Annotated in this window: 26 protein-coding genes; 17 read left to right on the top strand and 9 right to left on the bottom strand. The window is 46.4% G+C overall.

All coding sequences use genetic code 11. The features are described from left to right. Window positions 1-16: 16 nt before the first annotated feature. Window positions 17-439 carry a putative toxin-antitoxin system toxin component, PIN family gene (locus QUB12_RS02805; protein ID WP_333305384.1) on the bottom strand — a complete coding sequence of 141 codons (423 nt, stop codon included), beginning with the start codon at window positions 437-439 and terminating at the stop codon, window positions 17-19. Further along, window positions 436-807 (bottom strand): hypothetical protein, encoded by a 372-nt coding sequence (locus tag QUB12_RS02800; protein ID WP_333305382.1) that lies wholly within the window; start codon window positions 805-807, stop codon window positions 436-438. Before QUB12_RS02800 ends, QUB12_RS02805 begins: the two co-directional genes overlap by 4 nt. 144 nt (window positions 808-951) lie before the next feature. Here QUB12_RS02800 and QUB12_RS02795 point away from each other — a divergent pair, with 144 nt between their 5' ends. Together QUB12_RS02795 and QUB12_RS02790 are read left to right on the top strand one after the other, a co-directional pair. Then, entirely contained in the window at window positions 952-1,842 is an 891-nt protein-coding gene (locus QUB12_RS02795; RefSeq protein WP_333305379.1) for an ABC transporter permease, read from the top strand. A gap of 514 nt (window positions 1,843-2,356) precedes the next feature. Beyond that, on the top strand, window positions 2,357-2,743 hold the full coding sequence (locus QUB12_RS02790; protein ID WP_333305376.1) for a hypothetical protein: 387 nt from the start codon (window positions 2,357-2,359) through the stop codon (window positions 2,741-2,743). A gap of 116 nt (window positions 2,744-2,859) precedes the next feature. Here the strand turns inward: QUB12_RS02790 and QUB12_RS02785 are convergent, their stop codons facing one another. Then, window positions 2,860-4,218, bottom strand: a complete 1,359-nt coding sequence (locus tag QUB12_RS02785; RefSeq protein ID WP_333305374.1) for an FAD-binding oxidoreductase — start codon at window positions 4,216-4,218, stop codon at window positions 2,860-2,862. Window positions 4,219-4,467: 249 nt separating this feature from the next. Continuing rightward, complete coding sequence (locus QUB12_RS02780; protein WP_333305371.1) at window positions 4,468-5,217, bottom strand: class I SAM-dependent methyltransferase; 750 nt, start codon at window positions 5,215-5,217, stop codon at window positions 4,468-4,470. 458 nt (window positions 5,218-5,675) lie between these two features. Here QUB12_RS02780 and QUB12_RS02775 point away from each other — a divergent pair, with 458 nt between their 5' ends. The 7 genes from QUB12_RS02775 (at window position 5,676) to QUB12_RS02745 (ending at window position 12,207) form a co-directional block, all read left to right on the top strand. Further along, the gene (locus QUB12_RS02775) at window positions 5,676-5,885 is read left to right on the top strand and encodes a hypothetical protein (RefSeq protein WP_333305368.1); all 210 of its coding nucleotides are present in this window, start codon (window positions 5,676-5,678) and stop codon (window positions 5,883-5,885) included. Continuing rightward, on the top strand, window positions 5,882-6,025 hold the full coding sequence (locus QUB12_RS02770) for an adenylate/guanylate cyclase domain-containing protein (protein ID WP_333305366.1): 144 nt from the start codon (window positions 5,882-5,884) through the stop codon (window positions 6,023-6,025). The genes QUB12_RS02775 and QUB12_RS02770 overlap by 4 nt, the downstream gene beginning before the upstream one ends. 381 nt (window positions 6,026-6,406) lie before the next feature. Next, complete coding sequence (locus QUB12_RS02765; RefSeq protein WP_333305364.1) at window positions 6,407-7,819, top strand: adenylate/guanylate cyclase domain-containing protein; 1,413 nt, start codon at window positions 6,407-6,409, stop codon at window positions 7,817-7,819. Window positions 7,820-8,033: 214 nt separating this feature from the next. Continuing rightward, complete coding sequence (bioA, locus tag QUB12_RS02760) at window positions 8,034-9,338, top strand: adenosylmethionine--8-amino-7-oxononanoate transaminase (protein ID WP_333142483.1); 1,305 nt, start codon at window positions 8,034-8,036, stop codon at window positions 9,336-9,338. A gap of 17 nt (window positions 9,339-9,355) precedes the next feature. Then, entirely contained in the window at window positions 9,356-10,399 is a 1,044-nt protein-coding gene (gene bioB / locus QUB12_RS02755) for a biotin synthase BioB (protein ID WP_333142482.1), read from the top strand. Window positions 10,400-10,763: 364 nt separating this feature from the next. Further along, the gene (locus QUB12_RS02750) at window positions 10,764-11,375 is read left to right on the top strand and encodes a class I SAM-dependent methyltransferase (RefSeq protein WP_333142481.1); all 612 of its coding nucleotides are present in this window, start codon (window positions 10,764-10,766) and stop codon (window positions 11,373-11,375) included. 157 nt (window positions 11,376-11,532) lie between these two features. Next, window positions 11,533-12,207: an SDR family oxidoreductase gene (locus QUB12_RS02745; RefSeq protein WP_333142480.1), complete on the top strand. Its 675-nt coding sequence runs from the start codon at window positions 11,533-11,535 to the stop codon at window positions 12,205-12,207. Window positions 12,208-12,398: 191 nt separating this feature from the next. On the opposite strand, the gene QUB12_RS02740 is transcribed toward QUB12_RS02745, so the two are convergent. After that, entirely contained in the window at window positions 12,399-12,878 is a 480-nt protein-coding gene (locus QUB12_RS02740) for a hypothetical protein (RefSeq protein WP_333305361.1), read from the bottom strand. Window positions 12,879-12,960: 82 nt separating this feature from the next. On the opposite strand from QUB12_RS02740, the gene petN reads away from it, so the two are divergent. The 4 genes from petN (at window position 12,961) to QUB12_RS02720 (ending at window position 14,541) form a co-directional block, all read left to right on the top strand. Beyond that, window positions 12,961-13,050: a cytochrome b6-f complex subunit PetN gene (petN, locus tag QUB12_RS02735; protein WP_071883976.1), complete on the top strand. Its 90-nt coding sequence runs from the start codon at window positions 12,961-12,963 to the stop codon at window positions 13,048-13,050. 91 nt (window positions 13,051-13,141) lie between these two features. Continuing rightward, the gene (locus tag QUB12_RS02730) at window positions 13,142-13,741 is read left to right on the top strand and encodes a DJ-1/PfpI family protein (protein WP_333305358.1); all 600 of its coding nucleotides are present in this window, start codon (window positions 13,142-13,144) and stop codon (window positions 13,739-13,741) included. Beyond that, window positions 13,738-13,986 carry a DUF167 domain-containing protein gene (locus QUB12_RS02725; RefSeq protein WP_333305355.1) on the top strand — a complete coding sequence of 83 codons (249 nt, stop codon included), beginning with the start codon at window positions 13,738-13,740 and terminating at the stop codon, window positions 13,984-13,986. Before QUB12_RS02730 ends, QUB12_RS02725 begins: the two co-directional genes overlap by 4 nt. 366 nt (window positions 13,987-14,352) lie before the next feature. Beyond that, a complete protein-coding gene (locus QUB12_RS02720; protein ID WP_333054441.1) occupies window positions 14,353-14,541 on the top strand; it encodes a CsbD family protein in 189 nt (62 codons plus the stop codon). A 268-nt stretch (window positions 14,542-14,809) separates the two neighbouring features. Here the strand turns inward: QUB12_RS02720 and QUB12_RS02715 are convergent, their stop codons facing one another. From QUB12_RS02715 to QUB12_RS02700, 4 genes are all read right to left on the bottom strand, one after another. Further along, window positions 14,810-15,064: a DUF4926 domain-containing protein gene (locus QUB12_RS02715; protein WP_333142476.1), complete on the bottom strand. Its 255-nt coding sequence runs from the start codon at window positions 15,062-15,064 to the stop codon at window positions 14,810-14,812. A gap of 10 nt (window positions 15,065-15,074) precedes the next feature. Next, window positions 15,075-15,410: a DUF6883 domain-containing protein gene (locus QUB12_RS02710; RefSeq protein ID WP_333305352.1), complete on the bottom strand. Its 336-nt coding sequence runs from the start codon at window positions 15,408-15,410 to the stop codon at window positions 15,075-15,077. A 315-nt stretch (window positions 15,411-15,725) separates the two neighbouring features. After that, complete coding sequence (locus tag QUB12_RS02705; RefSeq protein ID WP_333305349.1) at window positions 15,726-17,717, bottom strand: calcium-binding protein; 1,992 nt, start codon at window positions 17,715-17,717, stop codon at window positions 15,726-15,728. Between the two features lie 827 nt (window positions 17,718-18,544). Next, the gene (locus QUB12_RS02700; RefSeq protein WP_333142472.1) at window positions 18,545-19,678 is read right to left on the bottom strand and encodes a cob(I)yrinic acid a,c-diamide adenosyltransferase; all 1,134 of its coding nucleotides are present in this window, start codon (window positions 19,676-19,678) and stop codon (window positions 18,545-18,547) included. 227 nt (window positions 19,679-19,905) lie between these two features. Between QUB12_RS02700 and fraC the strand changes: the two genes are divergently transcribed. From fraC to QUB12_RS02680, 4 genes are all read left to right on the top strand, one after another. Continuing rightward, complete coding sequence (gene fraC / locus QUB12_RS02695; RefSeq protein WP_333142471.1) at window positions 19,906-20,424, top strand: filament integrity protein FraC; 519 nt, start codon at window positions 19,906-19,908, stop codon at window positions 20,422-20,424. 5 nt (window positions 20,425-20,429) lie between these two features. Next, entirely contained in the window at window positions 20,430-21,428 is a 999-nt protein-coding gene (locus tag QUB12_RS02690; protein WP_333142470.1) for a DUF5357 family protein, read from the top strand. 438 nt (window positions 21,429-21,866) lie between these two features. Continuing rightward, window positions 21,867-23,138 carry an RNA-guided endonuclease IscB gene (gene iscB / locus QUB12_RS02685; RefSeq protein ID WP_333142469.1) on the top strand — a complete coding sequence of 424 codons (1,272 nt, stop codon included), beginning with the start codon at window positions 21,867-21,869 and terminating at the stop codon, window positions 23,136-23,138. Between the two features lie 87 nt (window positions 23,139-23,225). Next, a complete protein-coding gene (locus QUB12_RS02680; protein WP_333142468.1) occupies window positions 23,226-23,999 on the top strand; it encodes an ABC transporter permease in 774 nt (257 codons plus the stop codon). Window positions 24,000-24,252: the final 253 nt, after the last annotated feature.

Raw genomic sequence — 24,252 nt, 5'->3', positions numbered from 1 at the left:
CAAGTGCGATCGCCCCCTAATTTTCTGGAAAATAACGCTCCAAAAATTCCCTAGCCGTAACAATAGGAAGCCCCTCATATTCCTGCAACACTAACAAATCCAGATCGCCCGTAACAATTGCATCGGCACCAGCAGCCATCGCAGTTCCTAAAATCATATTGTCATTAGCATCTCGTAACTCAGGCACGTCGATAGTGGAAATTGGATAAACTTCCACTATCTCTCGTGTTCCGCTCATTAAACCATTAACGGTAAAACTCAAAGACTGTAATCTCGCCTGGAGTTTTTGTTTGTTCAAAGTATTCTCTAATTCTGCTAGTATTGGTTCAGAAGCACAAATTATGAGTTGACGAGTTCGAGCTAATCTGAATAAACGAGCTGGGATACCTCCCCACAGCCAGCCTGACACAAAGATATTAGTATCCACTACAATTTTCATTTGTGCGACTCTTTTTCAGAACGTTTCTCCCGACGCACTTCCCGCACAAGTTCGCAAATTTCTTCCATTGTTAACTCATCAGGATCTGGACTCGCTGCTTCTATTCGCCGTTCCCATTCCTCCCAGTCAAAACCTGTTACCTTCTGAAAAACAATACTATCCCCTGTCACTGTAACTGCATATCGATCCCCAGGCTTCAGTTGAGCTTCAATCTCAGCGGGAATTTCTAACTTACCGTCGAGGTTGACAGGAACAGTAATATTTGATTTCAGAATGTATTCTCGCAGGTGTTCAACAACTCTATCTTGCAGAGTTTCCGGCAGAGATTCCATAATTTCGACCAAAGTGGCGATCGCCCTTGATGACATAGCTTTATACTCCTAGTAAATCAAGTTTTTATTTAGCATATTTGATGAGCTTATTCTCAATTTTAGACCGATCGCCCGCCCAACACCACCAATACCTCCAGACTTGCTACTGTAAAGAGAGTTAGATCTAATCAACAAGCAATTATGAGCGGTACTGTTACATCCCCCAACAACCTCAACCAGCAGCGGCAACTCTCCACGGCATCCGCCGACACTTCCACTTCCCTGCTGGGCGACTTCATCCAAGAAACACTCGCCTTAACCAAGCGCCTGTTTATTCAATTGCAGCGCCGCCCCTCGACGCTAGTTGCAGGCATTATTCAGCCGCTGATGTGGTTGGTTTTGTTCGGAGCTCTGTTTGAAAATGCACCCGCCGGCTTGTTCGGCGAAAGCCAGAATTACGGACAATTTCTCGGCGCTGGTGTAATCGTTTTTACTGCATTTGCCGGGGCGCTGAATGCTGGTTTGCCGATTATGTTCGATCGCGAGTTCGGATTTCTCAACCGCTTGTTAGTCGCGCCGTTGGCTTCGAGATTTTCGATCGTCCTCGCTTCCGCTATTTTTATCGTCACCCTCAGCTTTATCCAAACCGGCACAATCGTTACAGCGGGAGCGTTTTTGGGCGCGGGATTCCCCGGAATTGCCGGACTGGGGGCGATCGCCCTCATAGTCCTACTATTAGTTTTGGGCGTCACCGGCTTGAGTCTGGGTTTAGCCTTCGCTCTCCCTGGCCACGTAGAATTAATAGCGGTAATTTTTGTTACTAACTTGCCGCTGTTATTTGCCAGCACAGCCCTCGCCCCGCTGTCATTTATGCCAGAGTGGCTGCAAGTTGTGGTGACTCTCAATCCTCTGAGTTACGCGATCGAACCCATCCGCTACCTGTACCTGCACAGCGATTGGTCGCTAGCCAGTGTCGTGATGCAGGCTCCTTGGGGTAATGTCACCTTTGGAGGAGCGCTGTTAGTGCTGCTGGCGTTTGATTTGGTGGCGCTGCTGAGCATTCAACCGCTGCTGCGACGCCGATTTGCTTAGTAAGGGCGATCGTTTCACCTGCACCGTCAATTCTAGGACACGGCGCCGTGCCTTTCGTCCTGTCAACTTAAGGTAAAACCGATAGTCCGTCAGGGGTTGAAACAAGACTCTCAAAGCCAAAGTCCTCTTGCATAGGACTAATGAGTTCTTCAGTCCTCTTTCAGAGGACTTTCGCTATGAGACAGGGAATTCATTCCCTGGCGGACTGCCGGGTCAACGATAGGACTGTTTCATTCTCACGAAAATCAGGCTTTTGTAGGGGCGGTGCCCCCGTGCCCGCCCCCACCCACAGACGATTTCACAGGCATTTGGGACATGGGGGCAACCACGGGGGGATTGCCCCTACGGAGAATGAAACCGTCCTGGGGTAAGCGAGAGGACTGCGGGACTAAAAGCTTAAGTTGACACCAATGGGCATTGCCCTGTCCTTAGCCCCAGCGAAGTAATATAATATTTAGTCGCAAGTCAGAATATTGTTTAGATAGAATTGTTTTTTTGAAGATTCAACTAATAAATGATGAACACCAAAACTTCCAAATCCGGCAAATTGATGATGGGGATTGCTGCAAGCGCGATCGCATCCTGTGTTCTGTTCTCCCCTCAAGCAAGCTTCGCTCAAGCCAGCGGTTTAAATAATGCCCAACCGCTGCAAGACTTTCAAACTCAAGACAATACCGACCCATTTTCCGGCCGCAGCAGCGGCAGCGGAATATTTGATTTAATTCACCGATCGAAATTGGGAGGCGGCCGCAGCATGGAAGAATTTAATAGCGAACAGCGCCAAAATTTGAACGATGCGGCCACAGAATTTCGCAACAAACAGCGCCAACTACTGGAAAACCAAGCTGTACCTACACCAGGGGCGATCGCACCAGCAGAAATTACCGCCCCCGTCCCTTAAATTTACAACTGCTGTTTGTTTATTTCTCAGTCCGCGTGGGCGAGCCAGCGCTTAGGCGGACTTCGTTTGTCTAGCAGCGATTTCAATATCTGAATCTTATCTAAAAACCATCACCCTTAATCCCGTTCCAACCACGCCCGCATTTTACCCGGATTAAGCAAACCGTAAGGATCGACCAACTCTTTAAACTGCAACTGTTCCACATTAATACTTTTCATCCCTCCATCTTCCAATATATAAGTGTGAGGATTAGCAATCAGTGCGCCTTGCTCTTCGTGATAGCGAATAATTTCATTGAGCCGTGATTCCGTAGTGTAGCGAACTATTTGCAAAGCCGCGGCGATCGCCCTGCCATTCATCCGCAAAAACTCCAAGTGCATCATCACCTCATCCCCATAATAATTGTACAGTTCCTCAATCAATTTCAAACCTTTATCTGCGGGAAAAAGCGTCTGCAAATAAGTCAGAGACGGGTCAGCGCTGCGAGCGTGTAGAGTTGTATGATTCCAAGTAAATTCAGCAATAGCTGCACCTTTGCTCGCTGCTTGCGCGTTTTTTTGATAGCAAATTGTGCCGCCATATTCGCGCACCAAATCTTGCAGCGGTTCCAGACAAGATTCAGCTACCATTAACAAAGCGCAGTGCTTACCTTCAGGAATCTCCTCGCGGAAAGCAGCAAAATAAGCAGGAATCGGCCAAGCACAAACACAAATTAGTTTTTTGATAATTCCGTCAGCATCGCCCAAAGCTTGACCGAAGTTTGCCGAGGTCATAAAATCGTCAAAAGCGACGATGATTTCCGCCCAAGGATAAGCAGGGGCGAGGGGAATTTCTAACTCAGTAATAATCCCATTTGTGCCGTAAGCGTGATTGACTTTTTGCACTTCATCGCCGCGCAATTCGATGACGCGGGGATCGTCTTCCATTGTAACGACTCGAACGGCATGAAGATTTCCGCGATCGCGCAATTGCCCGTAAGTTATCGAACCAATTCCCCCGCTACCGCCGCCGATAAATCCCCCAATCGTTGCGGTGCGATAGGTTGAGGGAACCATCCGCAATTCCCAACCAGTTTCTCGCGCTTGTTTGTCGAAAACCGACATTTTCACCCCTGGTTCTACGCAAGCTAAACCCGGTTTTATCCAGCGGATACTGTTCATTTTGCTGGTATCTAAAATGACGCCGCCCTTGAGGGGAATGCACTGACCGTAATTGCCCGTTCCTGCACCTCTGACAGTCAGCGGAATTTTGGATTTGACGCAGGCTGCAGCAATCCGCAAAACTTCCGCTTCGCTGGCGGGACGAACTACTAAATCTCCTGTTTTATCACTTAACAGAGGTTGCAAAACTGGACTGAAGTGATAATAATCTTGAGATAGCTTGACAACTTGCGCGCGATCGCTAATTATTTCAATTCCCGATAGTTCCGAAGAAAAAGCATCCCAGTCAATACTTTGAATCGCAGTGGCAGTCATTTTGTTTCCTTTATGCTCGCAGTATTATATCAAATCCGTTAGCATCGGAATTATTCATCTCTCTGTTCTCTCCTCTGCGTTCTCTGCGTTCTCTGCGGTTTAATCATTCCAATGCAACCGGAATTCATATTATATATTTTATCAACCAGAACTTAGTAACATAAAATACTAATTGCAATCTTTCTTTAAGCAGTAAGGTGCTTATTCGTGCACCCTACATATAGAAGTTCTGCTTCCAGGGCTGCTTTTTTAATTAACAAATCCCCCAAACACCGCCATACCGTAGTATTTCCAAGGAACTGCAACAGTCTCAAATCTAGCTTTTACCAGCATTTCCAACTGTGCCGAAAGTGTAGCTAGGCGATCGGGATTAGAATACCCGTAAGAGACACTCGTCCCCACATTTGCGCGAATTTGTGCTAACGTTTCCCCCTGATTTAGCGCCCAATCTTCTCGCGCCGCTTGATAAATATCTTTCATTGCTGCTGATTCTGCTAAAAGAGGATCGGCATTCCAAAAACAGCCACCAGCATTTAAACTTTCGCGAATGCGTTGAAACAATTTCAACTTCATGTCATCCTCAAGATGGTGAATTGCCAGAGATGAAATGCAAGCATTGAATTTATCGCCCAAGCCTGAGAAATTTGGATTGTTCGCCCATTCTCCAAAATCCATTTCTATGCCAGTCCACCGGGCTGCGTATCCTGCAGACTCTATTTTGGCGCGGGCAAAATCAAGCATTCGCGGCGAGTAATCGACAGCAACTATTTCGGCAGACGGGTAGCGTTTGAGAACTTTTAAAGTGAGTTCCCCCGTACCGCAGCCGAGTTCTAAAATGCGGTGGTTTGTGTTAGCAATGCAGCCTGCTAATACATCCAACATTTCGTCATATTTAGGTAAAAGTCGCCGAATACCCGTATCAAAATTGGCAGTATTGACGAAAACTTCTCCCGGCAAAATTTCGTTGCGCGCAGGTGAGGCAGTAGAGTCAGAATTCACGATCGCCAACCATAGACTACAATTGCTATCCTAACCGATATCAAGCAAAAATTGCGTGAAGTAGGGAGAGGGCACAGCCCAAAGCGTGTCAACTTAACGTTAAACGTACTACGGATTTGCTGTCTGACGATTAAGGCTCGATCCCCCTAGCCCCCCTTAATAAGGGGGAGACAGGAATCTTCTCAAAGTCCCCCTTCTTAAGGGGGATTTAGGGGGATCTAGACTGGGTTAAAAGCGAGATTTATCAGGGGTTTCATTCTTAAGTTGACACCAATAAGCACGGCGCCGTGTCCTTACTCGATCATCTGTACTTCACTCAACAGAAAACCACTATAAAGTTATGCGTATTCTTACGGATAAGCGAAACACTCGCGGTAAACAATAATTAACCCTCGGTTGCACTCAGAGAGTCTTGCTTTACCCCCGAGGCCAACAAAACACTTTGAAAAAGCAGTGTTATGTTAGTAGTGCATAAATTCCCATCAAGATTAAACCTCACACTTGAGGATACCATGCGCCAGTTGATTTCTCCAATTCGGGCTGCCATCAGCCAATTAATTTATAAGCGAATTCTGCTTGCGCTGACAATTTTATTTTGTGTAGGTGTAGGAGTAGCGATGGCAAATATGTCTGAGCTTTCCTCTACCCTAACGGGATTGCCGGCGTGATTCAAGTCACACAATCCACTTACGATATCTTGAGAAATAAGTATCTGTTTGAAAACAGAGGAATTATCCACATCAAAGGCAAGGGCGATATGAATACTTATCTGCTTGGAGGCAGGCTAGTCAGCGCAGTTTCGGTTTAATTTGTTTATTATATTATTAAGGGGTCTGCTAGTTAGTCCAGAGTCATCAGTCATTATATCATGTCCGGTCGATCGACCGCGATTTTCGTAGGGGCCCGTGAGCCAACAATACCTGCCAATAATTGACAATCTGAAAAACCCGCCCCGACCGCGATATTATGGTTAATCAATCGGACATGATATTAGTCAGCAGCAAGCAGCCAAGAAGTAACAGTTAATAGCTGCTGGCTGTTGACTGCTGACAATTATAGGAAGTACACAGGGGATGTGAGAAACCAGGTTTCTGGGCGGTTGCTTCGTTGACACACCCAAAATTGATTACGAGAAACCCGGTTTTTTTTCCTAGGTCCTACATTAGCCATTGGCAAAATAGTAAGTTTTATGTTATTGCGGATTTTATCATTTTTGAAATTTTTCAAATCTCGCTTGTCTAGGCAAATAGCTTTGTGGGTATTTGCTAGCATTCTTGTCATAGAGGGAATTATTTTAGTTCCCTCTTATTTTCGGCGCGAAAATGAACTTTTAAGTCAACTGGAACAGGTATCTCGGGCGACTGTTGATTCCCTAGAGTTTTTGCTCCAACAAGATATTTCCGATCGCACTTTCTTGCAAGAAGAAGTAAAAAATATTACTAAGGATTCTCAAGTAGTCTTAGGACTATCTATTTACCAAGCTAACGGTGAGCTAATATATACACTTGGCGAACCCCCAGAAATCAGTTTAGAGCAACTAAAAAAAGCTCGTATAGTTCACAGTCACAATTTCGATGGCAAGCGCTACGATATTGCTTGGACGGAGCGACATTTGGGAGGCGATTACATCTTAATTGTTCGCCACGATGCTTCCACCGTTCAACCGGAACTTTACGCATTTATCGGACGGGTGGCTGTTCTAGTCATTATTATATCAGCCTTTGTCACTTCTGTGACTATGTTTTTTTTAGGCGTGACAGTAATTGCACCTCTCTTGAGATTGCGCGATGACTTGATCGCTGCCGGAGACGCTTTGAGCAAAGATCGAGCACAACCTGATTTCTACTCTCTGTCTGTCAAGCGGGATGACGAGTTGGGAGAACTCATGGTCGCATTCAATCAAATGTTTCACCGAGTTTACCAGGAAATTGCACAGCGGAAACAAGCTGAGGAAGTATTGCGCGCCGAACAAGAAAAGTCGGAACGTTTATTACTAAATATATTACCAGTAATGATTGCCGATCGCCTAAAACAAGGTCAGATAAATATTGCGGACGGATTTGCCGATGTTACAGTTTTGTTTGCGGATATTGTGGGCTTTACCGAAATATCTTCGCGCACATCTCCTGAAGAATTAGTAGAATTACTTAACAAAATATTTTCAGCTTTCGATCGCTTAAGCGAACAATACGGCTTAGAAAAAATTAAGACTATCGGCGACAATTATATGGTAGCAGGCGGTTTGCCGCTTCCCTGTACAAATCACGCCGAATCTATTGCCGAAATGGCCTTAGAAATGCAGCAAGAAATTATGAAATTCCGCGACGAATGCGGTAAACCTCTCAATATCCGCATTGGCATTAATACTGGGCCTGTGGTAGCAGGTGTCATCGGCACTAAAAAGTTTATTTACGATTTGTGGGGAGATGCTGTGAATACAGCAAGCCGCATGGAATCTCAGGGACTTCCGGGTAAAATTCAAGTTAGCAACTCAACTTATGAGTTGCTGTGCGATAAGTATTTGTTGGAAAAGCGGGGTAAAATTAATGTTAAAGGCAAAGGATCTATGACGACTTATTTGCTCAAAGGCAGAAAATTGTAACTGACAATTTTAACCATTGCCTGCGAATACGTGGTAGGGGGGCTGACGTTCCCAGGCAGGGGGCATCGACACCCAACTAGATTTTTTTTAACGAACCGCGAAGACGCTAAGGACACTAAGGAAGAGATGAAGAAAGAATCAAAAATAAAAAGTTCATAAGGGCGTTATTATTGCTATATTAAAATGCAGGTTAATATTAGTAATTGGGGCAAAAATGACTGCGAATCAGGAACATAATTATTCAAATTCACCGATTTGGCAGCCCTTCACGCAAATGAAAACGGCTGGCCCCCCACTGAAGGTAATTCGCGGCAAAGGATCTGTGCTGGAATTGGCAGACGGGCGGCAAATTCTCGACTGCATTTCTAGTTGGTGGGTGACTGTTCACGGCCACAGCCATCCAGTTCTGGCAGAGGCTCTTTACGAACAAGCCCAAAAGTTAGAACACGTAATCTTTGCCGGATTTACTCACGAACCTGCCGAGAAACTTGCGAGTAAATTACTAACTCATACGCCTGCTTCTTTAACGCGGATTTTCTTTTCTGATAACGGCTCGACTGCTGTTGAAGTTGCTCTGAAAATGGCATTTCAATATTGGCGCAATCTCGGAGAAACTAACCGCACTAGCTTTATTAGTTTTGAGGGAGGTTATCACGGCGATACTGTGGGCGCGATGTCTGCTGGGAGAAGTTCGCTGTGGTGGGAATCTTTTGCACCTTTAATGTTTGCTGGGGATGTTGTTCCTTTTCCGGCGACTTTTGACGGCGACAGCCAGGTGGAAAGCAATGAGGCTGCGAGTTTAGAGAAATTGGAGTTTTTGTTAAAGCAGGGCGGCTATGCGGGTATTTTTATCGAACCTTTGGTGCAAGGTTCTGGGGGGATGCGAATGTGCCGCCCTGAGTTTTTGCGGGCGATCGCACAACTTGCGGGCCAATTTAATGTATTGTTGATTTACGATGAAGTAATGACGGGTTTTGGGCGCACGGGCGAACTGTTTGCCTCGGTTAAATCTGCAACTTCACCGGATATCCTGTGTTTGTCTAAAGGATTGTCTGGTGGCTGTTTGCCAATTGCTGTCACAATGGCATCGGAGGATATTTATCAAGCTTTCTGGCGAGATGAATGGGACAAAGCTTTTTTTCACGGTCATTCTTACACCGGAAATCCCTTAGCTTGTGCGGTGAGTGTAGCATCCTTGGAGCTTTTGGAGCAAAACCCAAATGTGTATCAAGGGATGGAAAAATTGCACCGCCAATATCTGAATCAATGGCTGAGAAATCATCCTAAACTCGAACGGATTCGGACTTGTGGCACCATCGCAGCAATGGATGTGAAAACGGAAAGCGATTCCGGTTATTTTAATGACATCGCTCCTCTATTGAAAGCCAGATTTCTCGAAGCGGGGTTTTTGCTCCGCCCCTTGGGAAATACGCTTTACTTGATGCCTCCCTACTGCATTTCTCCTGATGAACTAGAATCGATTTATCGGGTGATTCGTCAGGTTTTGGATACTCTGTAAACCCTTTAATTTTAGTAATGAATTTACCCAATTGGAACGATTTGGCTGACGACGCGCTGGCGGGCAAATGTCTCTCTCGCGAGCAATCTTTAGCCGTATTGCGCGCACCGGATGAGGTTTTGCTGGAACAACTAAACGCAGCTTATCGGGTGCGCCGCCACTACTGGGGAAACCGAGTCAGGCTGCACTATTTGTTAAATGCTCAAAGTGGCCTTTGTCCTGAAGATTGCCATTATTGTTCTCAGTCAAAAATTTCGACTGCGGAAATTGAGAAATATCCGCTTTTAGCTAAGGAGAAAATTCTGGATGCCGCCCAACGCGCCGCAGATTTAAAAGCTGGTACGTTTTGTTTGGTGATTTCGGGCCGCCAACCTAACGCATCTACTTTCGATCGCGTTTTGGATGCTGTCGAGACTGTGAAGGCAAATTATAACCTAAAAATTTGCGCTTGTTTGGGATTGTTGAGCGAGGAGCAAACTCATCGTTTGGCTAAAGCTGGAGTCGATCGCGTCAATCACAATCTCAATACTTCCGAATCATATCACACGGATATTTGCACCACTCACACTTTTGGCGATCGGGTGGAAACCGTCGAACACGTAAAAGCAGCGGGGATCACAACTTGTTCCGGCGGAATTTTGGGGATGGGCGAATCGGATGATGATGCGATCGATTTAGCGCTTTCGCTTCGCAAGTTGGGCGTTACTAGCGTACCCGTCAACTTTTTTATTCCGATTCCCGGCACACCATTTGCAGATGTGAACAGGTTAACTCCCCGCCAATGTTTGCGAATTCTCTGTTTGTTCCGATTTTTGCTTCCCAGTCAAGAAATTCGGATTGCTGGGGGACGGGAAGTACATTTGCGATCGCTGCAACCTCTCGGACTTTACCCCGCTAATTCTATCTTTGTTGGCGATTATCTGACAACTCCCGGACAAGCTGCCCATCAAGATTGGGACATGATTCGAGATGCGGGATTTGCGATCGAATCCCCCGAAGGTTCTCTCTTAGAAGTTGATTCAGCAGTTACCAAATCCGAACAAAAAACCCTGGCTGTGTAACTCTTATACCAGTTTTCAATCGGATGAAATAGAGTAGGACACGGCAGTGCCCAAAGCCTGTGTACTTAGCGTCAAACTTAGTACCATCCTGCTGTTTGACTATTAGGGTTCGATCCCCCGGCGCATAGGGCGGGCACGGGGGCACCGCCCCTACGAAGGGTGGGACAAGAGTTTGATAAAAGTCAACCCCTACTCCCCTTCTTAAGGGGGATTTAGGAGGATTTAGACTAGGCTAAAACCGATATTTATCAAGGGTTTTAGCCTTAATTTGACACCAATGGGCTCTTGGAGTGTTCCTACGGTTAACATTCTTCAATCTAAAATCTAAAATCTAAAATCTAAAATAATACAAGAGGGGGAAATTGTGGACAAACGCGAAGAAATTACGATCGCAGAATACCAGCTAACTGCCGAATCTTTCCGAGAAGGAACTTGGCATCACGACGTATCCCAAAATCGCTCCGCACTGACCGCTGCCATGCCCCGCACTCCCGGTAAAATTCTCGATATAGGATGCGGGCCGGGACGAGATTTAGTAGCGTTCAAGAGCCAAGGACACACAGTTGTAGGCTTAGATGCAACTCCAGCTTTTGTAGAAATAGCAAAAGAGTTGTCAGGATGCGAAGTTTGGCAGCAATCTTTTCTGAATCTCGACTTGCCAGAGGCAGAATTTGACGGTATTTTTGCCAATGCTTCCCTGATTCACGTTCCCAGCGACGAGATGGTGAAAGTCCTGCAAAATTTGCACAAAGCCTTAGTTGTTAACGGCGCAATTGTCATGTCAATGTGCCGGGGAAATTGGGAAGGATACGACGAGCGGCCAACGGGAAAACGCTATACTGCCGGATGGGAATATCATACTTTAGCGCCTTGTTTAGAACAAGCGGGATTTGCAATTGTCAATCACTACTATCGCCCCCCCGGCTTACCCCGCGAAGCTCAATCTTGGGTAGTAATAGTGGGCAAAAAACTCTAACGTAAATGGGAAATTGCCAATCATTCCCCTCTCTTCCTCTGCGCCCTCTGCGCCCTCTGCGGTAAAAAAAAACTAATTCAAAAAATTACAGAGGATTGTTGTATACTGTTCCACAGTCAAAACAACCAATTTCTGCATAACTTAAAACACAATTAATATGACAGAGAAATCCCACATTTTTTTAGCGGGTGCTAGTCGAGGAGTCGGCTTAGAAATTGCGAAATGTCTGGCAGCCCAAAAGATGCAAGTAACTGCACTTTTGCGATCGCCCGCAACCAGCACCGAATTAGAAGCAATGGGCATCAAAGTCGTGACTGGCGATGCTTTGGATGCAGCAGCTATGGAAGCGGCGATGGCTGGGGGTGAGCCAATTCATGCCGTAATCAGCACAATTGGCGGCTTGCCCAAAGATGTAGAATTATCCGATTATTTGGGCAACAAAAACTTGATTGATGCGGCTGTCAAAGCAGGCGTGCAAAAGTTTATTTTAGTTTCATCAATCGGCAGCGGTAATAGTGTCGGCGCTTTGCCGCCCCAAGCTTTAGAAACTTTGCGCCCGGTTTTAATTGAAAAGGAAAAAGCCGAAAATCATTTGATAGCAAGCGGGATGATTTATACAGTGATTCGTCCCGGCGGACTCAAATCGGAACCTGCAACAGGCAACGGTATTTTAACAGAAGATTGTCGAGTTGCTGGAACGATTCACCGGGCAGATGTAGCGCAGCTAGTTTGTCAGTGTTTAGTTTCTGATGCTGCTAACAATAAAGTTTTGTCAGCGGTAGATAAACAGATGGTTTACGGCAATCCAGAATTTGAGGAATTAAATCTGTAGGGGCGGGTTTTACCAACAATAATTGCCTAAAACCGATAATCTCGTAAACCCGCCCCCACTTGGGTGGCGATCGCGCGGGGTGGGGGCGGGTTTTTGAGTCTTTGGGTATCCTTTGAAACTATTGGTGAACCCGCCCCTACAAGTTTTTGACGGAGGGCGATCGTAAACCTGTCCCCAACCAACGGCAAATCTCAAGAATCGAAAGGCTTAATCCACGATCGCCCGATCGCCCAATCCAGAACCAAAGCCGCGATCGCAAATAATACCACACTCTCGACACCGCGAACCGCAAACGGCAATAACTCCTGTAGGGCGGGCATCTTCCCGGATTCAAAAAACAATCCAGCATCCAACTGTCCAAAAGCCCGCACCAACCCAAAAGCCAACACCGCACCAGATTTAAGCTGCGGGTTAACATCTCGGCGAATCGCATAGCGGTAAGTCACGCCGAACAAAAAACCGCCCAAAAGTGCGATCGCCCCTCGGGCGGCAAAATTTAGGTCAATTTCCCTTACCTGCAAACTCGCCAGAGAATCCAACCTATCCGCTAGAATTAAGCTATTACCAAGGGCGATCGCCCCAAAAGCCAGCAAACAAGACAAACCAGCAACCGTCCCTGCCTTCAAAGATTCTACCCGTTCAGCCGCACTAAAATTTGACGAATCCTTCACAGCGCCCTCATTTCAAAAATGGCTCAAATTGACTTATCATAGGGGTTGGAGTCACTTTGTACAGTTTGTTCAATAAATAGCTATGGATATTTTGTCACTCGGTTGGGTTTCGGTGCTAGTTCTGTTCTCCTTCTCAATTTCAATGGTCATTTGGGGACGCAACGGTTTCTAGATTCCAGAATAGCTTGCGGGGCCAGCTTTTTAACTGCCCCGCATTTTTTTTCATCCTATTTAACCAAATCAAAATAACAGGAGTAGGAAACATGACAGCAAAAAAAATCTTAATGTTAGTCGGCGACTTTGTAGAAGACTACGAAGTAATGGTACCTTTCCAAGCACTGCAAATGGTAGGTCACACCGTCCACGCCATCTGCCCGGACAAAGCAGCGGGTCAAACAATTCGCACCGCAATTCACGACTTTGAAGGCGATCAAACCTACAGCGAAAAACCCGGTCACAACTTCACTTTAAACGCGACTTTTGACGAAATCAACCCGGCCGACTACGACGCTTTGATTATCCCCGGAGGACGCGCCCCAGAATACATCCGCCTCAACGAACAAGTCCTGCAAATTACCCGCTACTTTGCCAACACCAAAAAGCCGATCGCATCTATTTGTCACGGCTTACAAGTTCTAACTGCAGCAGGCGTACTCGAAGGCAAACGCTGCACCGCATACCCGGCTTGCAGCCCGGACGTACTCCGGGCCGGCGGCAAATATACAGAAGTTCCCGTTACCGAAGCCGTAGTCGATGGCAATTTAGTCACCGCCCCCGCGTGGCCAGCACATCCTAACTGGCTAGCTGAATTCCTGAAAGTTTTGGGAACGAAGATCGAACATTTAGAGAAAGTCGAAGTATGACTATTTTCACAGTCAAAGTTAAACCGAATTCCAAACAGCAAAGCATCGCAGAACAACCCGACGGCAGCCTCACAATACATCTCAAGTCGCCGCCTGTGGATGGTAAAGCCAATCAAGAATTAATCATGCTGTTGGCAAAAAAGTTTAAAGTGCCGAAATCTGCGATCGGCATTAAATCAGGTCTTTCCTCGAAAAATAAACTTGTCGAAGTTGCGATCGAACCTGCAACTTCTATCTCTCCCTAGGGACACGGCAGTGCCTTTCGTCGTGTCAACTTAAGACTAAAACCCTTGAGAAATCTCGCTAATAGTCGAGTCTAGATCCCCCTAAATCCCCCTTAAGAAGGGGAGTAGGGGTTGACTTAAAGAGGCTTCCTGTCCCCCCCTTCGTAGGGGCGGTGCCAAGAGTGCCCGCCCTAGGCGCCGGGGGGATCTGGCCTTAATAGTCAAACAGCAATCTGTAACTTGGTTTGAGCTTAAGTTGACACCAATGGGCACGGTGCCGTCTCCCTACCGGATATCTATAAAGTTAACAGCCAATCTATCTAAAGATGGATTTAGACTCAACTTTAAAATCATATATTAGTAGTTGTAGAGTTAGAATAAAAAATTATGAACATTGAAAATAGAGTCGAAGCCACAGCGAAGAATATTGAAGGCAAAATCCAAGAAGCTGTTAGCGAAGTTACAGGCAATCAAAAAGATAAATTAGAAGGTCAAGCCAAGCAGGATGAAGCATCAGCAATTCACCTGAAAGAAGACCTCAAAGATAAAGCAAAAGAGATTGTAGACCGAGCTTAGTAACAGTATTCCCTACAAGTTTCCTGCCTACTAAATCCCGCAAACGATATGTTTGCGGGATTTTTTTTATAATTAGCCTAAATCATTTGTACCAATATGTAGGGGCGGGTTTTACCAACCATAATTGCCAAAAACTAACCATCTCATAAACCCGCCCCCACCAACCAAAAAATTCAGAATTAATTGAATTTAACGGTTGCGCGACGATGCTTAATCGGGGTTATTCGTTGGGTGGGGGCGGGTTTATCAACATTATTGCTGGCAAAATTCACCGGCTAACAGCCCCTACAGATTCCAGTAATTCATAATGCAAAAGCATTAATTTTGTAGCGGGAATTGTTTCCATTGCATAAGTTCTACCATCTTGATGAGAAAATTCTACCTCAAAAGCACTGCCATCAAATTCCATCACGACTGTTCCTACTTGTCCTTTATATAATTTAATGATTTGTTTTGTTTCAAAATGGGTGGCTTCTAAATCTTCAGTTAAAGCAACAATATCTAGGTCTTTAATTGTTTTCATTGTTTTTACCTCACTTTTTGACGGGATAACAACTTGTTAATCGGGGGAAACTTTCACCTAAGCGGACGATCCAAGCTGCTAGAATCAGAGATTCACCTACTTCGGTTTTCAGCAAGAATTTCATGTTGTAATGTGTTCCGTATTCATTGTTTTTTTGAATAACAACATCTTCGTTGATAGCAGCTTCTTTTAAAGCCTGTTTGAGCATTTCAGCATTTTTTAGGGTAATGCCTAACTTACTGGCCAACAAAACAGCTTTATTTTTTCCTTCTTGATGATTCGGATTTAGAGAATATTCTTCTATTTTATTGCCTAAATCTGCTAGATGACCATTGGGCAGTTTCACTATTAATAACTGTTTTTGAAGGACAAAAGAGAATATTAGTCTGCTACGATAATCGACTTTTACTCAAATGTCAATTATATCGTCTTTGAGTTGGGTGGCTGGTTTATCAACATTATTGATGGGTGGCAAAATGGATCGGTGAATCTGCCCTTCCTTTCAATGCCCAATGCCCTGTTTGGCCAATCCCCGATGCTCAATTCCCAATGCCCACAAAAAAGCCAGGGATGGATATCCCCAGCTCGAAACATAGCACAATTAGTTTTGAGAGTTCCTAGGGCGATGTTTCAGAATCGACTCCACCCACTTTTACCCAAATTAAATCAGGGTAATGTCACTCACCGTCAACCCTGGTCTGCCGTTGATGTTTGCCAGTGTAACGGCTGCCTGGGATCCAGAACCGTCAGGATCGAACAACAAGCGACCGGTGTTATCGTTTGCGCCCAGTCGATTTTCATAAATAAGGACTGCTTGTCCCGGAGCTTGCGCATTCCCCTGACCATTGTACGTCCCGGTGTCAAGCACTAAGAACTGTGTGGAACCCGGTCGGCTTGGCCCATTCACTGTACCTAAGCCGAAGGTCTGGCTATTCAAGATAAACTTGTCTTGCCCGACATCAAAACCCCCGATTTGGTCTACGTTAGTACCATCGGCAGTACCATCGGCGCCCTCGCCGAAGTTCTGGTAGTAGAAGCTGTCATTACCCGATCCGCCAATCAGCGTGTCAGCACCAGGCCCGCCGCCGAGAGAGTCGTTACCGTCGCCGCCGATCAAATAGTCGTTTCCAAAGCCGCCCAGCAGGGTGTCGTTTCCGGCGCCGGAATTTAAGGTATCGTCCCCCAATGTTGCGTTGGATGAGTCGCCGAATAGGACGTCATCCCCGCTACCAGTAGTGATGACATCAGTGCCGTTGCCACCAGTAATGAAGTTGCTGCCTAAGGTATCGGTAATCAAGTTTGGCGTTGTAGGACTGTTAGGACCGCTAAAGGTGACGCTGCTAGCGTAGGAGATGAAGTCGTTACCGGCAGCGTTGCCAATCAGGCTATCGCGATCGCTGCCAAAGATCAGGGTGTCACTTCCCTCGCCACCGTTAAAGAGGTTGGTGACGGTGAAGCTGCTGGCAGTAGTAGGATTGGTGTAGCCAATTAACAGATCGCCGCCCAGCGCGCCTTCGAGAGTAATCAAAGCAGTACCAGTAGCATTACCAAAAATGGCAGCGGTAGCATTGATAGTATCGTTGCCATCTCCACCGACTGCATTAGTAAATGTACCGCTCAGGCTGTCGTTGCCTTCGCCGCCGATCATCGAATCGCTGGAGAAGGCAGCGACGATCGTGTCATTGCCCACTCCGCCGTCGAGCAAGTTGCGACCCGCGAAGCCTCCAAATGAACTCTGGGCACCTCCGCTCAAAGTTACATTCACCGTCGTTCCTGACGTGATGAAGTCGTCGCCGACACCTCCCAACGCGGTATCCTGGGTAGCAAAAACCCTGATCGTGTCGTTGCCGTCGCCGCCGTCGAAGAAGTTTTTGCCGGCGCCAAACTCGGCGATACCGCCGACGAGAGAATCGTTGCCGGCACCGCCGAGCAAGGTGGTTTTCTCAACGCCAATGGTGACGAAGCTGCCTAGAGCAAACTGGTTCGGCTGGCTACTGTTGCGAATGACTAAAGTATCGTTGTCAAGGTCGCCCGACAGATAGCTGTTGCTGGCCACACCGTACAGTGTGTCGTTGTCTTTACCGCCGAACAGAGTATCTTTTTGATTGATACCTACAACGTAGTCGGCGCCAAGGTCCCCCCGCAAGTAGTTGCTACCTGCATTGCCACCGGCGCTGCCGCCGACGGGAAGACCGAGGTTGTTGCCGCCGCCGGAGATGAAGAAGCCGAGGGAGTCATTGTCCTTGCCGCCGTAGAGGGAGTCTCTTCCGAGGGCGCCTCCGAGCATCGTATCAGTACCCTCATTACCAAACATGAGGTTGCCATCGACTGTACCTTGGAGCAAGTCTTCTCCCAAACCGCCGTACAGGGTCGTATTCCGGCTTTGAGCGACTACGGTGTCACTGCCTGCGTCGCCAAACAGCAAAGCCCGCTCGCGCTGGGCTACTAATGAATCTTCGTCGCCGTCGCCGTACAGTGTATCGTTCGGGCCGACGGAAGTCAGAGTATCGTTATCGGCTTGGCCAAATATTAAACTGCCGCCGAGGGTAGAAGTTGTAATTAAATCCGCCCCCGCTCCAGCGAAGATTGTATCCGGGCCCAGTCCCGGAGTGTTTAAATTAGTTTGATCGGAATTGTCAGTTAACGTTGTCATAAAGCTTCACTCCTCTACTTGTTGGTCATCGCTGGTGCGACTACAGACACTGCCTAGAACACCGAATGTTTGGATTCCGCTGTAGTTTAACCTGTTTGCCAGCCGCAAGTCTAGCCTACTGGCGTTAACCCTGTCTAGACTTTCTCCCTCGCGGATTTTTTGCTTGTAAGCTTTTATATTCAATGTCTTCACCCTTTAATAATCCTGGTGCACTGTCTCAGGTGCTCACGCTCTACAAGACGCGGCTCATATTCTTAATGTTCCATTCTGGGTTGGCGGTCGGGGATCGCGTCCGGGGGAGGACATTAAAGATTAAAAAAGGCTGATCTGGGTGATCGGGAAGACAAGGGAAATTGGGAGATTTGTTACTTGGTAACAAGGCTTTGTGGCAATTTCCGGTTTTCCAGGCAGGGCCATCATAAAAAATACTCGGTAAGTGGGAAACTCAGTGGCTTCAGCCCTGAGAGGAAAACGACACGGCGATTTCAATCGCCTTGAATCCCCTTGCGGGGTTAGAGGGGTATGGTTGCCCCTCTATGGAGATATGGTTGTCTCCGAGTCCCTTTCGGGTAATGTTAGCTTCGCCAAGGTTATAAGAGCTTTTTAGACCTGCAACACTGTCTCAGTGACTTTAAGACTGTTTAATTGCAGATGACAGAGCGGAAAACTAGCTTCGCATTCGCCGGTGTCGTGACTCAAATAACGTAGTCAGTTAAGACTTAGGCTGGTCAGAATAGCTTGTAATTTCTTACAAGCTCAGTGGCTTTAGCCCTGAGTTCCTGACTTAATAATTCTGACCCGGATTGAACCGAGTACCGCTCCGGGCTTTAAAAGTCTACGCCCCGCTTTAGTTCTACGCCCCGATCGCCGTAGTGTTTGTGACAGTATACCTCGGAGTGTACGCTTGCCAAGTCAAAGTAAGCGTGGGGTTTGTGGCAGCGCCCGGTGATAATAATTTCTGTATCCCGCGGCTTGCGTAGCAGGGCTTCGACGATCGGCTCTACCGGCAGCAGTTCTAAGTCTACTGTGGGATTGAGTTCGTCGAGAATAATCGTTTTGTACCAGCCGCTGGCGATCGCACATTTGGCGATTTCCCAGCCGCGTTCTGCTTCTATGCAGTCTAGCTCTTGCTGTTGCCCCCGCCAAACTATAGCATCTCGGCCGCACCGCTGGTGATCTACTAGCTGCGGGTAGCTTTGGCGCAAAGCTGCGATCGCCGCATCTTCTGTATAACCAGTGCCACCTTTGAGCCATTGCACGATTAACACCCGGTGAGATTGGTCTTGACTGATACCCCTACCTATTGCCTGCAAAGCTTTGCCCAAAGCGCTCGTAGACTTGCCTTTGCCCGCTCCGGTGTATATTTCGATACCGGAAATATGATGCTCTGCCACTGCGGGGTTATAGTGGGGCTTCATTTCTGAGTGTAAGTCGGCAATCTCCAGCAAAGCTTCGGGGGCCGCTCGGCCTGTGGCGATGACTTCTAAATATTCTGGTTTGTTTTTGAGGGTTTGGACTACTTCGTCAACTGGCAGCAAACCCAAGTCCAATACCGGGTTTAGTTCGTCTAGTACCACGACGGAATAGAGCGAGCTTGCGATCGCTCCTTTGGCGATATCCCAGCCTCGCTGAGCTTCGGCGCGATCGAAGCGGGTGATTGCTTCGGCCCCAAAATATTCGGCACGGCCGGTACGCACTTGGTCGATTAAGTGCGGAAATGCCCGTTGCAAGGCTTCTATTGCCCCGTCTTCGTCGTAGGAGCGGCCGGGGCCTTTGAGAAAGCGCAGCAACAAGACTCGCGTGGGCGAGTCAGAATTGATACCCAGCCCGATCGAGCGCAACACTACTCCCAAAGCTGCCTGAGACTTGCCTTTACCAGCGCCGTCGTAGACGTGAATCTGACCTGCGGCGCGTTCCGACCGGGATGAGGCTGTCCGAATACCAATGCCATTCCTTACCATAATCAGCAGTTGTTTGAGTCTGTATCGGGGTGGGTATTCGATCGCGCGCCTTGAATGTCTAATTTTTCCATTCTGTTGGCGGATCTCAACAGATTATACGATAAGTCCTAACCCCCAATTTTTTAAGTCGCGATCTAACGCAATCAGGTGCTCAAACCTCCGGTTAAGATTATTCCGTTTGTGCTGTACAATTAAAATTTAACACGGACTGATATACCTAAAGGCTTATGATTGCGAGTGTTTTCCCATTTCGGACTGTTTTGGTGCAAATTTTAATTATGTTTTTGGCGATCGCGATCGAATCGTGGTTTTTGCAAAAACTACTTAAACTCGGCCCCAAAACCAGCATTGAATATACAGCCATCCTCAATCTCTCTTGCACTTGCGTAGGCTGGTTAGTTTTCTTCGGCATTGAAAGCGTTCTTAGCAAAGAATTGCGGGAACAGCTTATCGGTTATATCTTATTAGGACGTGGGGATAATGTTTACGCTCCCATAACTATGATAGCACTCTCAGTATTAGCCGTCACCTTTCTAGCTAAATGGCAGGGATTAGAATTCATAGAAAACATGGTTTCAGGCAATAAAAAAGCTTCCAAACCTCAGTTTTTAGGACCACCAACCCTCACCCGCCGTCCTCCCAAAAAAACTTTTCAAGTAACTACCCAGTTTGGGGGAATTTTAATCGCCCACACTGTTAGCAATATCGTTATTTTAACCGTGTTGTTTTTGCAAAGCGTCTATTGAAATTTATGATGAAGCAATTTTTAGATGTCACTCAGCAACTCACTAAGCTGACGAACAACCTTTGGGAAACCAATAAAAAAATCCAAAAGGCGATGATTCCGCCTAAAGTTGTCCACTGGAAGACTCCTTTACTACTCAGCATCTTTTTAGCTTTGCTGACAGTGGCGGCAGTCACTGACTGGCGGACGAGAACTCTGCTTTTTGATATGAGCTGGTTATTTTTTACACTTTCAATGGGTTTGCTGACGAGTCAGCAACCTTTTGTGATTAAAGGAGTAAGTCTGAGTCCGTGGGTGACAAGCATCTTAATTGGCTTGTGGTTGCTGGTAAGATTGCCGTCGGATAGGAAGGAAATAGCATGGATATCCGGCCCTATTATAGCAGTAGTAGTTCTTGCTACAATAGAGATTTGGAATAGCGAGTCAAAACGGGAAGGTATCAGGTCGTTGGTGCGTCCTCAGTTTTTGATGATTACTCTAGTTCACGTGCTGTTTTCCTGTTGGTTTGCTTTTCACTTTTTAATTCAAGGTTGGATACAACAGTATCCGAGCGTTTTATCTCAGGATTTAAGGCAAAGCGATTATGTGGTGACATTTCAACGGCCAACTATTAATCGCTCCCGAGGAGTTGTCATCCTCAATGCAATGGAGGGATACCTGCGAAATGAAGCCCGCACAAAACCGTGGGCGCAAGTAGAGCAAATGTTAATAGATATTGACAACGAGCGATTTTTTCTGCGGAATCAAGCCTTAAAAACAACTGGGATAGTCCCAGAAGATGCTAGCTGGGATGTCAAAACTTCGATCGTCCAAGGAGAGTCCCGCTATCAGTTAGATATGCAGGCCACTTGGCTGGGGCTGGTTTTTAGACCGGAAATATATTCGTTTACCAAATCTTGCGAGGTGTTCCAGATAGCCAATAGGGCGACTGTAACCTGCGATGCCATTAAACGCTCTCAACCCGGACAGAAAAAAGATGGAACTGCGGGAGACAGTCAAGTGTGATTCTGTCTCTGTTAACTAATTGCGATCGGTATAGCGGGAGAGTGGGAAAGTCTGAGAGTCTAAGATGGAAAAAATCCTCTTTCTTCCCTCTTCCTTCTTCCCCCTTCCTTCTTCCTAATAACTTCTTCCCTCTTCCTTCTTCCTTCTTCCTTGCACTAAAGTATGGCGAAAGTTTCCAGCGGGTTAATAACTAGGTCAGTAACTCAGGGCTAAAGCCACTGAGCTTGCAAGAGAAATCGAGCAAGCTATGCTGACCAGCCTAAGATTCTTGAAATCTACGTTATTCAAGTCACGACACCAGGCGAATGCGAAGCTAGTTCCCTGCTCTGTCATCTGCAATTAAACAGTCTTAAAGTCACGCTCGGCAGTGTTGCAGGTTTAAAAAGCTTTTATAACATTGGCGAAGCTAACATTACACGCAAGTGGAGGGACGCAACAATGTCCAACTTTATTTTCGTACTCGATACAAACAAAAGACCACTAACACCTTGTAAGCCGTCAATGGCTCACAAGTTGTTAACTGCCCGTAAAGCGGCTGTTTTTAGAAGGTTCCCCTTCACAATTATTCTCAAAAAGGTGGTAACAGCAACTATTGAATCAATTAGTCTCAAGTTAGATCCAGGTTCTAAAACTACTGGCATCGCTTTACTAGAAGGTGAGAAAGTAATTTTTGGCGCTGAACTAACTCATCGAGGTCAAGCCATCAAAGCAAGTCTTGATTCCCGTCGCGCACTGCGTCGAGGAAGACGAAACCGTCATACTCGCTACCGCCAAGCAAGGTTTTTAAACCGTACCCGCCAAAAAGGTTGGTTAGCACCATCCTTGCAGCACCGGGTAGAAACCACCCTAACTTGGGTTAACAAATTACGCAGACTTGCACCAATCAGTTTGATCGTTCAAGAGCTTGTCAGATTTGACCTACAACAACTAGAAAATCCTGATATCTCCGGCGTTGAGTACCAACAAGGCGAACTACAAGGTTACGAAGTTCGTGAATATCTACTCAACAAATGGAACAGAAAATGTGCTTACTGCGACACTGAAAATGTACCTTTGCAAGTTGAACACATTCATCCAAAAGCTAAAGGTGGAAGCAATCGAATTTCTAATCTCTGCCTTGCTTGCGAGAAGTGCAACCAGAAGAAAGGCACTCAAGATGTTGAGCAATTTTTAGTCAAGAAACCTGACATCTTGAAGCACATTCTTGCACAAGCAAAACGTCCGCTTAAGGATGCTGCTGCTGTGAATTCGACTCGATGGGCGTTGTTCTCTCGACTGAAAGAAACGGGGTTGCCCGTTTTGACTGGTTCAGGTGGACTGACAAAGTTTAATCGTACTCGACTGCAACTACCTAAAACTCATTGGCTTGATGCTGCTTGTGTCGGTCAAATTGAATCATTGTCTGTAGTAACGAGTAAACCATTGCTAATCAAGACAACTGGACACGGGACTCGTCAAATGTGCCGCACAGACAACTTTGGCTTCCCATCTCGGTACGTTCCGAGAAACAAGTTTGTCAAAGGTTTTCAAACCGGCGACATTGTAAAAGCAGTCGTTACCAGTGGCAAAAAAATAGGTGAATATGTTGGTCGGGTTGCGGTTAGATCGACGGGTTCGTTCAATATCTCGGCATCAGAATTGGTGCAAGGGATTAGCCATAAATACTGCAAAATTGTTCACCACAAAGATGGCTACAGTTACTCATTTTGAATTTGAAGATTCAAGGCGATTGAAATCGCCGGGTCGTTTCCCTCTCAGGACTGAAGTCGCTGAGTTTCCCAGTTAGCGAATTTTTTTATGAATTTGAGAAGAATTTTGACAGTCGCGACCAATGTATTTTGGGAAGTAATTCGCGATCGCATCCTTTACTTAATTATTATTTTTGCTTTGTTGATGGGCGCCTCGGTACGGTTGATACCCGAATTAGCGGCGACAACCGAGAAGAAAATTATCTTAGATGTCGGTTTGGCTGCTATGAGCCTCCTCGGTCTAATTGCCACAGTCTTTGTGGCTACCGGACTGGTCAACAAAGAAATTGAAAAGCGGACTGTTTATCTGTTAGTTGCCAAGCCGATAAGTCGGGCTGAGTTAATTGTGGGCAAGCACTTAGGGCTGTCGGCGGTGCTGGCGGTTCTTGTAGCGGCAATGACTGTTATCTATCTGGCTATTCTGAGTTTGAGCCGCATTCCTTTCCCTTTGGAAAGCATTTTAATCGCTTCGCTGTTTATCTGGTTGGAGCTTTGTCTCATGGCCAGTGTCGGGATTTTATTTGGGGTTTTTAGCAGTTCGCTGCTGGCAACTTTACTGACATTTGGCGTTTATTTAATGGGACATTCGACGCGGGATTTAGTAGCTTTGGGCAAGTTAACTAAAAATCCTGGCATTGAACAATTGATGATGGGACTTTATCTGGTTTTGCCGGATTTAGCCAGATTCAATTTGAGAAATGATGCTGTTTACGGACAAGTTCCTTACTTGGCAGGTTTGATTACAGATGCTGGCTACGGTTTGCTGTATATGGTGCTGCTGTTGTCAATTGCGATCGCCATATTTTCCCGTAGGGAATTTTAAAGCGCGCATTCCGTACCTTCAGGGTAATTGTTTGTAGTGAGGGCTTTAGCCCTAACTACAAACCAATTTTATTATCGACTTAGCGCGCTAAGATATAGACAAGGTTATCGATCGCCCATCTAGACTAAAACTCAAACTTTTATTGGTAAAATGAGGTGACTTATGACTACTGTAATTCACCAAAAAACTGGGTCTGAAGCCCCGTCGTTCTACGACGGCTTTTTATTGATTTTCCAGTTTCCTAATCAACCCT

It is taken from the genome of Microcoleus sp. B7-D4, assembly GCF_036705125.1.
Classification (GTDB): domain Bacteria; phylum Cyanobacteriota; class Cyanobacteriia; order Cyanobacteriales; family Microcoleaceae; genus Microcoleus.
Note: the sequence above shows the minus strand (reverse complement) of the source record. Positions and strands in the feature narration are given on the sequence as shown.

What these genes read in the sequence shown, in the direction of transcription:
- fraC (WP_333142471.1), top strand. Translation starts at nt 19,906, where the DNA reads ATGATTGCGAGTGTTTTCCCATTTCGGACTGTTTTGGTGCAAATTTTA.
- QUB12_RS02680 (WP_333142468.1), top strand. Translation starts at nt 23,226, where the DNA reads ATGAATTTGAGAAGAATTTTGACAGTCGCGACCAATGTATTTTGGGAA.
- QUB12_RS02785 (WP_333305374.1), bottom strand. Translation starts at nt 4,218, where the DNA reads ATGACTGCCACTGCGATTCAAAGTATTGACTGGGATGCTTTTTCTTCG.
- QUB12_RS02700 (WP_333142472.1), bottom strand. Translation starts at nt 19,678, where the DNA reads ATGGTAAGGAATGGCATTGGTATTCGGACAGCCTCATCCCGGTCGGAA.
- QUB12_RS02720 (WP_333054441.1), top strand. Translation starts at nt 14,353, where the DNA reads ATGAACATTGAAAATAGAGTCGAAGCCACAGCGAAGAATATTGAAGGC.
- QUB12_RS02805 (WP_333305384.1), bottom strand. Translation starts at nt 439, where the DNA reads ATGAAAATTGTAGTGGATACTAATATCTTTGTGTCAGGCTGGCTGTGG.
- QUB12_RS02795 (WP_333305379.1), top strand. Translation starts at nt 952, where the DNA reads ATGAGCGGTACTGTTACATCCCCCAACAACCTCAACCAGCAGCGGCAA.
- bioA (WP_333142483.1), top strand. Translation starts at nt 8,034, where the DNA reads ATGACTGCGAATCAGGAACATAATTATTCAAATTCACCGATTTGGCAG.
- iscB (WP_333142469.1), top strand. Translation starts at nt 21,867, where the DNA reads ATGTCCAACTTTATTTTCGTACTCGATACAAACAAAAGACCACTAACA.
- QUB12_RS02705 (WP_333305349.1), bottom strand. Translation starts at nt 17,717, where the DNA reads ATGACAACGTTAACTGACAATTCCGATCAAACTAATTTAAACACTCCG.
- QUB12_RS02745 (WP_333142480.1), top strand. Translation starts at nt 11,533, where the DNA reads ATGACAGAGAAATCCCACATTTTTTTAGCGGGTGCTAGTCGAGGAGTC.
- QUB12_RS02690 (WP_333142470.1), top strand. Translation starts at nt 20,430, where the DNA reads ATGATGAAGCAATTTTTAGATGTCACTCAGCAACTCACTAAGCTGACG.
- QUB12_RS02800 (WP_333305382.1), bottom strand. Translation starts at nt 807, where the DNA reads ATGTCATCAAGGGCGATCGCCACTTTGGTCGAAATTATGGAATCTCTG.
- bioB (WP_333142482.1), top strand. Translation starts at nt 9,356, where the DNA reads ATGAATTTACCCAATTGGAACGATTTGGCTGACGACGCGCTGGCGGGC.
- QUB12_RS02725 (WP_333305355.1), top strand. Translation starts at nt 13,738, where the DNA reads ATGACTATTTTCACAGTCAAAGTTAAACCGAATTCCAAACAGCAAAGC.
- petN (WP_071883976.1), top strand. Translation starts at nt 12,961, where the DNA reads ATGGATATTTTGTCACTCGGTTGGGTTTCGGTGCTAGTTCTGTTCTCC.
- QUB12_RS02775 (WP_333305368.1), top strand. Translation starts at nt 5,676, where the DNA reads ATGTTAGTAGTGCATAAATTCCCATCAAGATTAAACCTCACACTTGAG.
- QUB12_RS02765 (WP_333305364.1), top strand. Translation starts at nt 6,407, where the DNA reads ATGTTATTGCGGATTTTATCATTTTTGAAATTTTTCAAATCTCGCTTG.
- QUB12_RS02715 (WP_333142476.1), bottom strand. Translation starts at nt 15,064, where the DNA reads ATGAAAACAATTAAAGACCTAGATATTGTTGCTTTAACTGAAGATTTA.
- QUB12_RS02790 (WP_333305376.1), top strand. Translation starts at nt 2,357, where the DNA reads ATGATGAACACCAAAACTTCCAAATCCGGCAAATTGATGATGGGGATT.
- QUB12_RS02730 (WP_333305358.1), top strand. Translation starts at nt 13,142, where the DNA reads ATGACAGCAAAAAAAATCTTAATGTTAGTCGGCGACTTTGTAGAAGAC.